The following is a 15,367-nucleotide window of genomic DNA, read 5'->3' on the forward strand; positions in this document are numbered from 1 at the left end:
GAAGTTTTAAACCCATTCTGACAGGGGCCTCGGGTTTTACCGTACCTTCTGTGACAACTTGATAACCCATCTGGGCAAAACTCCTTTCATATATTTCTCATCAGCCCACGAACCTACTCCAGGAAATCCTTCCAAGATCTCTCCGATCAGGTAACCCCCAAGCCTTAATCACATTATGAGTGCACAAAGCTGAGGGTCACCAGACAGGCCCACTTGATAGGATTTATCATGCGAAAAAGCCCACTCTTAGCTCCTCTGCTCGCTCTAACCTTTGACATAGACCCATTGAATTTCCAGATATTACCAAATGTCAAGTGAGCGAAGCACCGTGAGCTTATGGGTAGTAGGTGAACGGGTGGTCTGGCGTTCCGATGAGTGAACGCTGACAACAACGTAGCACCTTGAAAGGCGATGGGTATACACCATTTACAAATAGCTATATTCACCCCATATCACCTTCAGAGACGGCCAGTTTTAATGAGCAGATCAACCAGCATCTGTTAGACATAAACCTTCAGTCTGAGACTTGCTTAAATGGTAAAAGCATTGGAGAAGGCAGCTCTGTCCGTGTTTTAGACATCCAGCACACCAAGGGGTTGGAGTTTGAAACTATGTTTTTCCTGAGAGTGGATACACTGACTGATGAAAAAAACAGATCTTTTTGAAAAGTTCCTTTATGTAGGAGCTACCCGTGCAACAACATTCCTGAGCTTGGTATGTAAGAAAGAAATGTCGACGTCTCTGGAAAGCTTGGTTCTGGAAATGATTGAAACATGGGCTTAAAGACATGGATTAACCTGAATGCCAATTGATACGGAGTTAACTATCCTGCAGTTTTATTTGCGGCATAAGTTCAGTCGGAAAAATTGAAAACCCTTTATCATCGGATCAAAAATATTTTCAGTTTTGCCAGAACCTTAAATGGCAGGATTAAAAACCCTCACATGTATAGAAACCAATCTCCCTTATTGGAGGCAGTATGGAATACGATCAGGCTCAGGAGCTGCTCAGAACATCACTCGACAATCCGGAGGCTGAGTTCAGAGATGGACAGTGGGAAGCAATAGACGCTCTGGTCAACCAGCGGCAGAAACTGCTGGTTGTTCAGCGTACTGGCTGGGGTAAAAGCTCAGTCTACTTTATCAGCACCAAAATCTTCCGTGACCGTGGGCGAGGTGTCACCATTATTATCTCACCGCTGCTGGCTCTGATGCGTAACCAGATTGACTCCGCAGCAAGGCTGGGAGTAGAAGCCGTCACCCTGAACTCAACCAATCAGGATGAATGGGAAACCATTAAAAACCGTATTCTGGCCAATCAGGTTGACTGCCTGCTGATCTCCCCTGAACGACTGGCTAATGATGACTTTATCAACCATGTCCTGATGCCCGTCTCTGAAAACATAAGCTTGATGGTGGTTGATGAAGCGCACTGTATTTCTGACTGGGGGCATGACTTCCGTCCAGACTACCGCCGTATTATTAACATTCTTCAGCGTCTTCCTGCCAACACACCGGTATTAGGCACTACAGCCACTGCAAACAACCGTGTGGTCGATGATATTAAGAGTCAGCTCGGTGATATTGTGGTTCAGCGTGGTCCATTGATTCGAGACGGCTTGAGCCTGCAAACACTGGAACTACCCGATCAGGCTTCACGGCTGGCCTGGCTTGCTCAGACGATTCCACAACTGAACGGCACTGGTATTGTTTACGTGCTGACCAAGCGGGATGCTGATCAGGTAGCTGACTGGCTGGTTGAGCAGGGTATTGATGCCAAAGCCTATTACAGTGGCGTCACTGACCCGGCTTTTGAAACCAGTGATGGTTATCGTCAGCATCTTGAAGACCAGCTGTTGAACAATCGTCTTGATGTATTGGTCGCTACCACTGCTTTAGGCATGGGCTACGACAAGCCTGATCTGGCTTTTGTTATTCATTACCAGGCTCCGGGCTCTATTGTTGCCTATTACCAGCAGGTTGGCCGGGCTGGTCGTGGTATTGCTTCATCTACTGGTGTGCTGCTCAGTGGCCGGGAAGATCGGGATATTCACGAGTACTTCCGTGGCTCCGTATTTCCCACGGAAGATGAAGTGAATCAGATTCTGAATGCGCTGGATAATTCTGATGGCTTAACGGCCAGACAGCTGGAAGAGCATTCCAATGTCAGCAATGGACAGATCGAAAAAGTTTTGAAAATGCTGAGCATTGAAAACCCTGCGCCGATCTTCAAGGATGGTCGAGTCTGGAAGCGTACAGCAAACCCGTTCTCAATGGATCATGATCGTATTGCTCATCTTACTCAGCAAAGAGAAAGTGAATGGCAGGAGGTTCAGGACTATATGTCTACGGACGTATGTTTGATGACCTTTCTCAGAAAGGCATTAGATGATGGTAATCGTGAGTCCTGTGATTGCTGCGCTAATTGCCTGGAGCAGAATATCATTGCTACAGAAATCGAATCTGATATTGCTCATCAGGCGGCTGTATTTCTGAGGCAGGCTGAAGCCCCAATTAAACCCAACAAGCAAGCCGCGAAAGATGCCTTTGTGCAGTACGACTTCAGAACGAATATTCCACTCGCACTGCAAGCGCAAGTTGGCAGGGTACTGTCTCGCTGGGGCGATGCAGGCTGGGGCTATATGGTGGCTGAAGATAAGCACAATGGTCACTTCAGGGATGAGTTGGTAACCGCTACAGCTGAAATGATTCGTGAACGCTGGAACCCAGAAGAGCTCCCGACATGGGTTTGCTGTATTCCTTCACGTAACCATCCGGAGCTGGTTCCAAGCTTTGCACAGCGACTGGCCGATGCACTGAAACTCCCCTTTGTCGACGCCATCACAAAAAACAGAGACAATAGTCTCCAAAAGCTGCAGCAAAACCGATATCAGCGCTGTCGTAATCTGGACGGCGCTTTTACAGTCACTGAATGCTATTCAGGTCCTGTTTTGCTGGTTGATGATATTGTGGACTCTGGCTGGACTTCCACTGTTGCAGCAGCCTTGTTACAACAGGCAGGCAGTGGAAAAGTATATCCAGTCGCACTGGCTTCCACCTCAACAGGTGACTAATGAGTTTTTCAGGAAATACACAAGCAATTTTGTTGCTCAACACATACTTCTCAAAGCCTGAGAGAGGAGCAGCAAAACCTTTGACCCCCACGGAGTGGGGGCGCTTTGCGTTATGGCTGAAAGATCAGAAACTCTCACCTGCCCAACTCTTACAAAAGAACTTCTCTGAACTGCTGGCAGGCTGGCAGGACAAAAACATTACCTTTGACCGCATCAAAGCATTGCTTGAACGTGGTAATGCCATGGCTCTGGCTTTGGAGAAATGGCAGAGAGCGGGGGTCTGGGTGATCACTCGCTCAGACGAATGCTATCCGAAGCGGTTAAAAGCACGGCTGGGCACTTTGGCTCCTCCCGTATTTTTTGGTGTGGGCAATAAAGACCTTCTCAATCAGGGCGGGCTGGCTGTAGTGGGTTCCAGAAATGCTTCTCCCGTTGATTTGGTGTTTACCGATGCTATTGGAGCGAAGAGCGCTTCCAATGGAATCTGTATTGTTTCCGGTGGGGCTCGGGGTGTTGATGAAACCTCAATGCTGGGAGCAGTGAACGCAGAGGGAACTTCAATCGGTGTTATGGCAGACAGCTTGCTGAAAGCTGCAATGGCTAAAAAATGGCGCAGCCATCTTGCCAGTAACAACCTTGTTCTGATCTCTCCATTTTATCCTGAAGCCGGCTTTAACGCCGGTAATGCCATGGCTCGCAATAAGTATGTCTATTGCATGGCTGATGGGGCATTGATCGTGCATTCCGGTACTAAAGGTGGTACATGGAATGGCGCGCTGGAGAATCTGAAAAAAGACTGGGTGCCATTATGGGTCAAGCCGACTGAAGACCGAGCTGCAGGGAATGAAGACATCGTTAATCAGGGCGCTCACTGGTGTCACAACAGTATTGATAAGATGGTGGTAGCTGACCTGTTTATCAAACAGCCGTCTCAGGTACCAACTCTGGACTTGTGGGGAGCTGAAGAACCGTCTGCGTCACAAGACAAAGGGTCAGAGTCATATTCTTCTGTCGCTACTGTAAGCAGTGAAATCAGGGGAAGCCAGCCGAGCCTGCTCGAACAGAAGGCAGAACATAAAGAACAACATTTAGAGTCTCTTTATGCTTTTTTTCTAAAACACTTGCAACCTTTGTGCAAAACCCCTATCGCATCTGATGACATATCCCAGTCTCTGGGACTGCATAAGAGCCAGGTCAAAGAATGGCTGATTCGTGCAGTAGAGGATGGCGTTTTAGTCAAGAAAACACAACCTGTTCGTTATCAATGGAATAACCCGGGGTAGGCTGCTCCGAAAACTCTGACTTGGCGATACAAACGGCCTGTAAGCGTCAGTTCTTGCTACCACTGGTGAGTGATCATTCTGCAAATTCGCAGTCATGAGCTCACGAAGCTTTTTTAGGTTCTTTTTAATTCATCAGAGACATCTCCAGAAAACCCCGTGGTTCCAGTCTTAGAGTGTAAAAGTGCGACATCTTTAGTACCAGAACTATCAAAATTGCCCTGATACTGCACACTTTCTCGCTGCTCTTCTTCAATAAATTCTCGAATAGAAGCTAAGTCCAATGCTCACGCACTCAGAGAGTTATCTGATTTCAGCTACCCACAGTCCCGGTGGCTGAATCTGGAATTTATTTTCCGGGTCACTCTGGGAAAAAACTGGCTAACTGGATACCGGCACTGGCGAAACCTTTGCCTAGGAGGCTGACCGAGAATAGCGTTCGAGCATAAAATTCAGTAGAACGAGTCAGCTTTTTCACTGAATTTGTGCGAATAGTTGACCTATTTAAGCAAATTCAGTGGAAAAGATGGCCGTTCTTTCTGGATTTTAGGCCGGGCTGTCTATTCTCGGTCAGCCTCCTAGTCCTTCGCCATCAGAAAAGACGGGGTAAGAACCGATCAAGCATACTTTCCATCAAAAAGGCCCTGCATAGCAGGGCCAAACTCACACACAAAGGAACTGAAGGGAATCAGAACACGTACTGCACTCTAGCTACGATAGCGTTGCCATCGTCTTTCTCATTCACGTAAGAAGTATGGTTTTTCACTTCACCGTGAACATAATTCAACATGCCGCGAATATTCTTGGTGGGGTAGTAGTTCAGACCCAGAGTGTAGGAAGCGGTTTCTACATCATCCCCACTGGTACCCAGGGTAACAGCGCTGTCGGCATCGGTAGTGGTTGCAGTGTAACGGGCGAAAGCTTCCCACTTACCACCTTTAGGCTTGCTGAATTCACCTTTCTTGTAGGTGCGCTTGCCACCGTCCAGCATGTAAGAAACCTGACCATAGTAGCCGGTTACTTTTACGTCGCTGTTAGCATTGTCAGACTTGATGTCACGAATAAAGTATTCGCCCTGCAGCTGCAGTGACTGGAACTGACCGGCCAGTTCAAACGCATACTCGGCATCGTCCTTGACGTTCATGCCAGTACCATTGAACAGCTTGACTTTGGTGCCTTTCTTCGCAAATCTGATGGAGCTCTTGGCCGCATCGGTTTCTCTGTCAGGGTTGGCATTGTAGTAAGAGAAGCCAACGTGCAACAGCATTTCATCTTCCATGATGGGGGCATAAGCAGCACGCATCTGGTAAGCAAACTGTTGCTTTTGTTCGCTGTCAGTTGTCTTGTCCAGACCGATGTATTCAACACCCGCACGGAGCAGATAGTTTGTGTCTGCAGCAAACACCTGAACACCATAATCATTGTTGCCATCAGCACGGAGCGCTTCGTAAATGTGTGGGCGCTCAATCGCCATGATCCAGGAAGAGCTTACAGAGTCTTCCAGACCAAACTCATTGCCCCAACGACCGATTTTGATGTTGGCAGGCTTGAATCCAGCATAAGTGATATTGGCTTCATCCAGAACGATGTCATTGTCGTCAGATTCCAGAACCAGTTTATATTTCCAGTCAGAGTAGGCCTTACCACTGATGCCCAGCTTGCCACGACGGAGATAACCAAAGTCCTGATCTTTACCACCGGCAATAAACTCGTCCAGGTTAGCGTAATCCCACTGAAGCTTACCGCTGACCTTGAAAGAAAAAGCGCCGTCTTCTGTTTTCAGCTGAAGACCACCATTTTTGGTGCTGACGATAATATCTTCACCTTCAGTCTTCACAACACCTGCATGAGCAGAAGACAGGGTCAGACCCGCAGCAACAGCGGCTACAGCCAGGGAAACAGGCTTGAGTTTCATTAAAAACACTCCTTGTGATTTGTGTTTTTTTTTATTAACTTCGGATGGGTATATTGAAACGGAAATATTTCTTGGAAGTGACGAGAGAGAGAAAGTTTTATTACATTACTTACTAAATGGTCAGAATATTTAAATCTGGATCACACTTTGAAGAGGGAGTATGAGTATTGGTTTTATTGGGCATTTTATCGAAAATACCCAGTAAAAACGGGCACTGAATAAATCAAAACCATGCCCTTTTATTGAAGGTCATCCTGATCAGAATCATCATCGTATTCGTCGTCATCATAATCGTCGTCCTCATCCTCTTCATACTCATCAGATTCAGAGTACTGCCCCGGATAAGAAGCCGTTTCATTCTGGTAGAGATCGTCAGAATCATACTGCCTGGATTCAGGCTCATCCTGCTCGTCAAAAAGATCCATTTCATTGGCAACGGTAAGGCCTAAGCCCAGTACAGCCAAGATAAAAACGAAACCTGTTAATAGCTTTTTCATGATATGGCCTCCCTGCCAAACCGTGTCATTCTTTAAGAGGCTGCCTGGATAATTTAGCCGTTCTTTCTGGATTTTCAACCGATCCATTACTTTCCAGGCAGCCTCTAATCCTTAACGACTTTTTTCAGACTTCCTGAACCTCTTGCCAGAGCTTCCTGAGTCGTTTTTCAGAAACCGGAAAACGAGTCCCCAGTTTCTGGGCAAAGAGTGAAACTCGATACTCTTCCAGCATCCAACGGTAAAGCATCAGGTTTTCGTCCACAATTTTGTGCTTTTCATGAACTTCCTTACGCTTTTCCCAGGACTTATAAAGGTTGGATAACTCCTCTGTCCAGGCTCTGTCTTTATTGACCTGGGCAGCCAGCTTCTCCTGTCTGACCTCAATGCCTTCCAGGAACCTTGGGTAGTGCCTCAGCCACTCAATACCCGCATCACAGAGAAAGCCTGGATAGATCAGCTGAACCAGATGCTGTTTGATATCTGAAAGTGAAAAAGCCCGATCAAAGGATATTTTGCCCTTTAGCTGCTTGCTGACGTTGTGAGCCTTCTGGAATATCTCGAACAGCAGGCCATCAATCTCTTCAGCAAAAGGCACCAAATGCCCCTTCCTCTCCTCAACCAGCGCTTTAAATGAAGCCTCGTTTCTTGGTCCCTTATTGCCTGACAACAGGGCAGAATCACGAACAAAGACTTCTGAGATCAAAAATGCCTGAAGATCTTCTTCCAGAGCCCTGGCCTGCATAATGCCAGTAGTCAGCAGTTTCACCTGCTTGAGATGCTTCATCTTTGACAGAGCAAACTTCAGCTGATTGGACAGCTTGAACTGAAGCAGACGAGTCAAACCCATGCGGTGAGTAGCTTCCGCCATGGCTTTATCTTCAAACAGCTTAACAGCCACAGAGCTGCTCTGATCGACCAGAGCCGGGTAGGTTTTCAGAACCAGACCGCCCACATTACGGGTAATTTCTTCTGGAAGCTCACCACAACTCCAGTCTTTCAGACCTTCCTGCTCCAGTGAGCTGTCCGTCAGCCTGCGCATACTGTCTTCCGATTCACGACCAAACTTTTCTTTCAGTTTGATCAGATTCCGGCCCTGCCCCAACACTTTGCCATTCTCGTCAATCAGCCGGAAGTTCATCTTCAGGTGATCCGACAGGTCACTCGTATCCCATTGCTCTTCAAGGATGCGAACACCGGACATGCGATGCAGATGGTGCCCCAAAATATCCGTCAGTGGCTCATCGCAGGTAGACATGGAGTCCATGGCGCCACGAACGTAATCCGGCACAGGCACAAAATTTTTGCGCGTCGCTTTAGGCAGGGCCCTGACCAATGCAACACACTTGTCGTAAAGCATGCCCGGTACCAGCCATTCCAGACGATGTTTAGGCAACAACCTCAAAGCCTGTACCGGCAGTGTCAGTGTCACCCCATCATCCTGAGCACCCGGTTCGAAATGATACGTCAGCGGAAGTTCTAACCCTTCCCAACGGAACCGGTCAGGGTATTTATTTTCGGTCACCTCACCGGCATCATGCCTCATCAAGTATTCTTTGGTGAGATACAGAAGTCGGGCGTCTTCTTTTTCGGAAACTTTACGCCACTTCTCAAAACCGGCACCGTTGTGAATATCGGCTGGCAGCTTTTCATCGTAGAACTGATAGAGGGTTTCCGGATCGACCAGAATGTCCCTGCGCCGGGACTTGGATTCCAATTCATCCACTTCCTGAATCAGCGCCAGGTTATGTGACTGGAACTTACCCTGTGAATGATAATGGCCCTCTACCAACGCTTCCCTGATGAATATTTCGCGGGATACGACCGGATCAATCGAGCCATAACCTATCCGGCGTCGGCCAACAATAATCAGACCGTACAAAGTGACCTGCTCATAGGCCACTACCTGGGCTCGCTTCTTTTCCCAGTGGGGTTCAAAATAATTTCTTTTGACCAGATGCCCCGCCAGCGGCTCAATCCACTGAGGTTCCACTTTGGCATTAGTGCGGGCAAACAGTCTTGATGTCTCAACCAGTTCAGCTGTCATCACCCACTTGGGTTTGCGCTTATACAGTGTTGATGACGGGAAGATATAAAAACGACGGTTGCGTGCTCCCATATAATCAGCGTCGTCATCCTTGTTACCCAGGTGAGAAAGCAAACCGGCCAGCAGAGATTTATGGATATCTGCGTAGTTCGCCTCGTCTTCATTGGCTTTCAGGCCCACATCTTTACAAGCCAGAGATAGCTGACGATGCAAATCCCGCCACTCACGCATTCTCATAAACGACAGAAACTGCTGTTTGCAGTATTTACGCAACTGATTCTGGGAAAGTTCCTGACGCTGTTCTTCATAAGCATTCCAGAGTTGAACCAGACTCATAAAGTCCGAGTCATCGTGATAATGCTCACGGTGTCGCTGATCTGCAGCCTGTTTCTTCTCTGCCGGACGCTCTCTTGGATCCTGGATAGCCAGAGCACTGGTAATAACCAGCAATTCACTGAGTGAGCGGTTTTTATCCGCTTCTACCAGCATCCTCGCCATTCGGGGATCAACCGGCAATCTGCAAATCTGCTGACCCATGCGGGTCATACGACGCTGATCACTGACCGCACCCAACTCCTGCAAGAGTTTGAAACCATCATTGATCGCTTTTGAGTCAGGAGCATCAACAAAAGGAAAGGCAGCGATATCCCCTAACCCCAGTCTGAGCATCTGCAAAATAACCGCAGCCAGATTGGTTCTTAAGATTTCAGCATCGGTAAACTCAGGGCGCCCCAGAAAATCTTCTTCAGAATAAAGTCGGTAGCAAACACCCTCAGCGACTCGGCCACATCGACCTTTACGCTGATTAGCAGATGCCTGAGATACCGGTTCAATGGGCAATCGTTGCACTTTTGAACGAACACTGTACCGGCTGATTCTTGCTGTTCCAGGATCAATAACATAGCGAATACCCGGAACCGTCAGTGACGTTTCTGCCACGTTAGTCGACAGAATAATCCTTCGCCCGCGACTGCCAGTAGCCAATGAATAGGGTTGGAAGATGCGGTTCTGCTCAGCTGCAGAAAGCCGGGCATAAAGAGGAAGAATCTCTGTATGAGCCAAGCGTGCATCTTTGAGAAATTTATTGGTTTCCCGGATTTCCCGCTCACCGCTTAGAAAAACCAGTACATCGCCCAAACGCCCACCTTTGCCGGAGCGCTCCTGACCTTCTATTTCTCTCAGACAGGACAATATACTTTGCTGGACTCTCTGGTCGGCATCCCGGCCTTCCAACTCCAGATCTTCCATGGGACGATAATTGACATCCACGGGATAGGTACGGCCAGAAACCTCAATAACAGGGGCATTGTCAAAATGCTTTGAAAAACGTTCTACATCAATCGTTGCGGAGGTGATGATTAACTTCAGATCAGGTCGTTTAGGCAGAAGAATCTTGAGATAGCCCAACAGAAAATCAATATTAAGGCTGCGCTCATGGGCTTCATCAATAATAAGGGTATCGTAACGATTCAAAAAGCGATCATTCTGAACTTCAGCCAGCAGAATACCGTCGGTCATCAGCTTGACCAGGGTATTCTCATTACCATGATCGGTGAATCGAACCTGATAGCCTACCTGCTCCCCCATGGGCACTTTCAGCTCTTCGGCAATTCGGTTGGCTACGGATCGAGCCGCCAGCCTTCTTGGTTGAGTGTGGCCAATCTGACCATAAATTCCGCGACCTGCTTCCAGGCAGATTTTCGGAATCTGGGTGGTTTTACCCGACCCGGTTTCTCCCGCAATCACCACAACCTGATGCTGTTCTATGGCTTGTCTGATCTCATCACGACGAGCAACAACAGGCAAAGCCTCATCATAATCAATACCAGGAATAGCCTGCTGCCTTTTCTGAACCCTGACAGAGGACCGGTCTATCCTGCTCTGCAGCTTTTCCACAGCGACATTATCGCTGGCCTGCAGTCGTTGTATCTGCCTGCGTAAAGGAAAACGATCCCTGATCATGCATTGATCCAGAGCTTCGTACAGCGCTTTCTTCTGAAGATGACGGCCCTTTTCACGGTCGTTTCCCGAAGAATGTTTGCTGGGCGAAGACCTCTTATGCCGCTGGATGGAGTCAGGGCTACTATTTGGCTCAGGGCTGTTTGGCTCAGGGCTGTTTGGCTCAGGGCTGTTTGGCTCAGGGCTGTTTGGCTCAGGGCTGTTTGGCTCAGGGCTGTGGCCGGACACTCAAATCTCCCGGAAAATGCGTTGCAATCAAAACGCGCAATTATACTCGGTCTGAACTCTTATATGCGTTTTTCTTTTCTATTCGGAGGCCTGCTCAGGCTTTATGTCAGGGATATTCATACCAAAAAGAATGGAATTCCGGCCTGACACTGTTATTAGCCTGGGAAGACGGCACTGACCTGCCAGAACCCACCATTGATGACTTTATGACTATGCTGAGAAGCCTGCCCGTACAGGAACTGTCTTCAAAAGAAAGACCGCAGGAATGGTGCGCCAAACAGCGTGAAGCCTAAAGAAATGTGGGCAGCGCCCATATCAACCGATTAGAGGCTGCCCCTGAACCATCCTGGCTGGGTGAAGGCCCCTGGGGGTATGAAGGCATTGCACAGGCCTTGTAAAACAGGCCTTGTAAAACAGGCCTTGTAAAACAGGCCTTGTAAAACAGGCCTTATTAATACCTTTACGCTATCTCCGGCAGAGGATCGATAGGCCGTCAGAATACTTGATGGACAAGAACACAATGACGACTGATTTGATCAATCAGCATTAAGAACTGCCTCTATTTCCACTCTTTCTATTGCAGAAAGGTTCGCCTGACCTATAGTTACTGCCCTAACCCATCATGACGCAGGCATAATATGAATACTGCCAGAACCTGCCACCGACTAAGAGTGCTCTTGGCTGGTTTTCTGATCAGTGCCACTGCTCTTAATGCTCTGGCCAAAACCTCATGTTCCATCAGTGACTTTGAACGATACTGGATCCGAACCTTCGAGATTTACCTATCTGATACATTGGCAAAGCACAAAGCGCCCCCACAAATAATCAATGGCACCATACCTAATATTTTCTGGCAAGAGGCCTTGGACAAAACCCTCATTGCCAAAGTAGAATTCTCTATGCTGCTCGAAGGTTACCCGGAACTCTGCCAGTTAACTTCACTCCCCTTCAATAGCTTAAGCCGGGCCATGATTCCTGTAATGATTTATGAAAGGAACTCACTAAGCCTTGCGATTGAAAGAAAACAGCTGTCCGCCAATGACTTTGCAGAAATGGCTCTCACCGATCCACATCTCGCCACCAACCTTCTCGGACACATGGACACGCTGAGTGAATCAGTCCATAGCCTGAAGATCAGAAAAGAACAGTTGCCCTACTTTCAACGATTGGCTCGTGCATTAGTTAAGGATCAGTCTTCCAGACTTGAAGCCAATCGTGCTTACTCAAAAGCTTTCTGCCACCTGATACTCATGATTAATGAAGGAAGAAGTGAAGCAGATCTGGACAGGTACTCACGCGTCGTCAGCTCTTTGCATGAGACTGAGTTTCCAGATTTCCTGCTACTGGATCCACACTCATCGTCTTCTATTGAGTTCTTTCTCAACAGAATTGAGCTCACACATATCACGCCCCAGGATAATAGATATCCCATGACTGGCATAGAATAGCCGGGTCATTAGCCCGGCTCTATTTTAACCATTCAAAAGAGTTTTAATTTTGTTTCAAACTTTGCCTTAGCTCACGAATCTTACTTTCACTATCGAGATTAATTCGTCCTGCGTAAACATCTGCCACATACTGCCTATGATCGTTCCGATTCTGTACATCGGGCTCTCCCGTCAGATAGCAGTCATTAATTAGCTGATATACCTGGGACTCATCTTCAACAGCTTTCAAAAGTACCATTAAAGGCTCTCTTAACTCAGGGTGCTCCCCAACAATATCATTCAGATCCAAACCTCCCCTAGAGCAGAGCAGATAGAAGTTAAGCATGAAGTCTAATTTGGTAATACCATCCACCACACGCAATCCATCATTATCCTTCAGAACGCTCATTTTCTCGATGGCGTTACCAATGGAACCCTTGAACCACAAAGGTTTGGTCGCATTCAGCTGACTGATAGCTGTCTCCTTGCGATAAAAGTTCTGCCTTTTCCCCGTGTCTTTAAGTGAACCCTCATACTTTTCAAAATTGCCCTGATAAGCTCTGGCAATACCCTGTGCAAACATGGGAAGGCTGGTCAAAACGCCATAGCCCAAACCACAGAGACCACCAATGATCTTCATAGGCTTACCCAACAGGAAGCCGCCCTTCTCGTAACCTGTAGTCTCTGCATGCAAAGCCGTAGTTACAGTCTTGTTGTAGATACCACGAACAGTAGAAGTCAGTGGATGAGCAATACGGGCACAGAGAGAGCGTTTAGCCGTTAATTCACTTTCAAGACCGTCCTTCTTAGAAGTAAGCGACTTCTCCGATCCATGAGACCCCACAGAGAACTGCCCCAGTGTTGCACTGCTTTCATCAACAGGCACCTGCCCATTGGGCGATGCATGAAAGTTAAGCATACTTGGTGAATTGATCGATAAGTCCATGTCAGCGTCCTCTTGCTATTGATTCCAGACTGACATTATGAAGAGGACTGGCCGAGATAGTTATGACAGGACGGTCAGCCATACTGACGTGTTCGACCAAGGTATTAGAGAATAGGGAAAGGCTGGCTATCAAGAGACAATCTGGCAGCCAACGGTCAATCAGCGCTGCCAGAACAGGAGGAACTATAGACCCCGCTTTTTCAGCTCTTCATCCCGTAATTCACGACGAAGAATCTTACCGACATTAGTAGTAGGCAGTTCGTCGCGGAACTCGATCTGTTTGGGGACTTTATAGCCAGTCACATGTTTGCGCAGGTGTTTGGTCACATGCTCTTCGTTCATGGTCGGATTAGAACTCACCAAAAACATTTTGATGGCTTCACCGGTTTTTTCGTGTGGCACACCTATAGCGGCACATTGATCGACATCCGGATGCATCGCCATGACTTCTTCCAGCTCATTCGGGTAAACATTGAAGCCAGAAATACAAATCATGTCCTTTTTACGATCGACAATCGTGACATAACCTTCATCATCGATGCGGGCAATGTCACCGGTTTTCAGCCAACCTTTTTCATCAATAGTTTCATCAGTTGCGTCAACATTATCCCAATAGCCTTTCATCACCTGTGGACCTTTAACACACAGTTCACCCACTGCGTTGAGCCCCAGATCATTGCCATCGTCGTCAATCACTTTCAACTCACAAGAAGGCACCGGAATACCTATAGAGCCGAGTTTGATTCGGTCCAGAGGATTAATAGTCACGACAGGTGAAGTTTCTGTCATGCCATAACCTTCACAGATCTTGCAGCCGGTCAGGTTCTCCCAACGTTCCGCCGTATCCATCTGCAACGCCATCCCACCCGAGACCGTATTTTTCAGATGACTAAAATCCATCTTGCGAAATTCAGGATTATTCATCAGGCCTACAAACAGAGTATTCAAGCCTACAAACATGCTGAATGGCTGTCCCTTGATATCCTTCATAAAGGTTTTCATATCACGGGGATTAGTGATCAGCATATTATGAGCGCCCACCAGCATGCCTACCATGCAGTGAACCGTGAAAGCAAAAATGTGATAAAGCGGCAGAGGTGCAATCAGAAGTTCTTTACCATCTTCCAGATTACGGGCCACCATAGCCTTCACCTGAAACATGTTGCTGAGAATATTGCGATGAGTCAGCATTGCCCCCTTGGCAACACCGGTCGTACCACCCGTGTATTGAAGAACCGCTACTTCGTCTTCCTCCTTACGGGCATCATGGGGCGTATGGCGGGTGCCCAGCTTCATAGCTTTACTAAAGCGGACTGAACCTTTGACATGGTAGTCAGGTACCATTTTCTTAACATACTTTACCGCCAGGTTGACCACTGTTTTCTTCAGTGGCGGCAGCATGTCCCCCACTTCAGTGATCACTACCGTTTCAATCGATGTTTTTGAAACGACCTTTTCTGCCATATGCGCCATATTGGCCAGAACAACCAGAGCCTTGGCGCCAGAGTCACAGAATTGGTGTTCCATTTCCCGTTCGGTATAAAGCGGGTTGGTGTTCACGACCACCAGGCCGGCTCTGAGTGCACCGTAGACGGCAATGGGAAACTGCAGCAGATTTGGCAGCATGATGGCTATACGGTCACCGGGTCTAAGATCCGTTTCATTCTGCAAATAGCTGCAAAAGTGACCACTGAGCTCATGCAGCTCAGAGTAAGTGATACTTTTACCCAGATTACTGAATACTGGCTTGTCCGCGTATCTGCGGGCAGAGTAATCCAGCACATCCAAAATAGAACGGTACTGCCCTGTATCAATTTCTGATGGCACGCCTTCAGGGTACTTGTCTTTCCAGAAATCACTGCGAATCACAGAGACCACCTCCACTGCACGAGAGAGCCCGGTTTATTTTGCCCTAAAGTCGCCAAAAACATCACTAAGTCAGTTACCACTAATCTGTCACAACTAAATCAGCCTGCCTCCTCTCTTTGAGCAAGGCAT

9 protein-coding genes are annotated in these 15,367 nt (G+C 47.7%); 4 read left to right on the forward strand and 5 right to left on the reverse strand.

Features of this window, described 5'->3' with window-relative positions:
* The first annotated feature begins 642 nt into the window (after positions 1 to 642).
* The 3 genes from GZ78_RS29510 to GZ78_RS14895 all read left to right on the forward strand — a co-directional run bounded on the left by GZ78_RS29510 (position 643) and on the right by GZ78_RS14895 (position 4,356).
* Positions 643 to 783 carry a hypothetical protein gene (locus GZ78_RS29510; protein WP_161787398.1) on the forward strand — a complete coding sequence of 47 codons (141 nt, stop codon included), beginning with the start codon at positions 643 to 645 and terminating at the stop codon, positions 781 to 783.
* A gap of 196 nt (positions 784 to 979) precedes the next feature.
* Positions 980 to 3,073 (forward strand): RecQ family ATP-dependent DNA helicase, encoded by a 2,094-nt coding sequence (locus GZ78_RS14890; protein WP_034837539.1) that lies wholly within the window; start codon positions 980 to 982, stop codon positions 3,071 to 3,073.
* Positions 3,074 to 3,153: 80 nt separating this feature from the next.
* Positions 3,154 to 4,356, forward strand: a complete 1,203-nt coding sequence (locus GZ78_RS14895) for a DNA-processing protein DprA (RefSeq protein ID WP_201772719.1) — start codon at positions 3,154 to 3,156, stop codon at positions 4,354 to 4,356.
* Between the two features lie 685 nt (positions 4,357 to 5,041).
* Here the strand turns inward: GZ78_RS14895 and GZ78_RS14900 are convergent.
* From GZ78_RS14900 to hrpA, 3 genes are all read right to left on the reverse strand, one after another.
* On the reverse strand, positions 5,042 to 6,268 hold the full coding sequence (locus GZ78_RS14900; RefSeq protein ID WP_034837543.1) for an OprO/OprP family phosphate-selective porin: 1,227 nt from the start codon (positions 6,266 to 6,268) through the stop codon (positions 5,042 to 5,044).
* Positions 6,269 to 6,507: 239 nt separating this feature from the next.
* Positions 6,508 to 6,765 carry a hypothetical protein gene (locus tag GZ78_RS14905; RefSeq protein ID WP_152558751.1) on the reverse strand — a complete coding sequence of 86 codons (258 nt, stop codon included), beginning with the start codon at positions 6,763 to 6,765 and terminating at the stop codon, positions 6,508 to 6,510.
* A 124-nt stretch (positions 6,766 to 6,889) separates the two neighbouring features.
* A complete protein-coding gene (gene hrpA, locus GZ78_RS14910; RefSeq protein WP_269078771.1) occupies positions 6,890 to 10,996 on the reverse strand; it encodes an ATP-dependent RNA helicase HrpA in 4,107 nt (1,368 codons plus the stop codon).
* A gap of 638 nt (positions 10,997 to 11,634) precedes the next feature.
* On the opposite strand from hrpA, the gene GZ78_RS14915 reads away from it, so the two are divergent.
* Positions 11,635 to 12,444 (forward strand): hypothetical protein, encoded by an 810-nt coding sequence (locus tag GZ78_RS14915; protein WP_034837548.1) that lies wholly within the window; start codon positions 11,635 to 11,637, stop codon positions 12,442 to 12,444.
* Positions 12,445 to 12,487: 43 nt separating this feature from the next.
* Here the strand turns inward: GZ78_RS14915 and GZ78_RS14920 are convergent, their stop codons facing one another.
* A complete protein-coding gene (locus GZ78_RS14920; protein ID WP_034837551.1) occupies positions 12,488 to 13,369 on the reverse strand; it encodes a hypothetical protein in 882 nt (293 codons plus the stop codon).
* 183 nt (positions 13,370 to 13,552) lie between these two features.
* Positions 13,553 to 15,238 carry an AMP-binding protein gene (locus tag GZ78_RS14925; protein WP_330217613.1) on the reverse strand — a complete coding sequence of 562 codons (1,686 nt, stop codon included), beginning with the start codon at positions 15,236 to 15,238 and terminating at the stop codon, positions 13,553 to 13,555.
* Between the last annotated feature and the right edge of the window lie 129 nt (positions 15,239 to 15,367).

This window comes from Endozoicomonas numazuensis, from assembly GCF_000722635.1.
Lineage (GTDB): Bacteria > Pseudomonadota > Gammaproteobacteria > Pseudomonadales > Endozoicomonadaceae > Endozoicomonas_A > Endozoicomonas_A numazuensis.

Coding starts and splice junctions, on each gene's coding strand:
- GZ78_RS14920 (WP_034837551.1), bottom strand. CDS start 13,369: ATGGACTTATCGATCAATTCACCAAGTATGCTTAACTTTCATGCATCG.
- GZ78_RS14915 (WP_034837548.1), top strand. CDS start 11,635: ATGAATACTGCCAGAACCTGCCACCGACTAAGAGTGCTCTTGGCTGGT.
- GZ78_RS14900 (WP_034837543.1), bottom strand. CDS start 6,268: ATGAAACTCAAGCCTGTTTCCCTGGCTGTAGCCGCTGTTGCTGCGGGT.
- GZ78_RS14890 (WP_034837539.1), top strand. CDS start 980: ATGGAATACGATCAGGCTCAGGAGCTGCTCAGAACATCACTCGACAAT.
- GZ78_RS29510 (WP_161787398.1), top strand. CDS start 643: ATGAAAAAAACAGATCTTTTTGAAAAGTTCCTTTATGTAGGAGCTACC.
- GZ78_RS14905 (WP_152558751.1), bottom strand. CDS start 6,765: ATGAAAAAGCTATTAACAGGTTTCGTTTTTATCTTGGCTGTACTGGGC.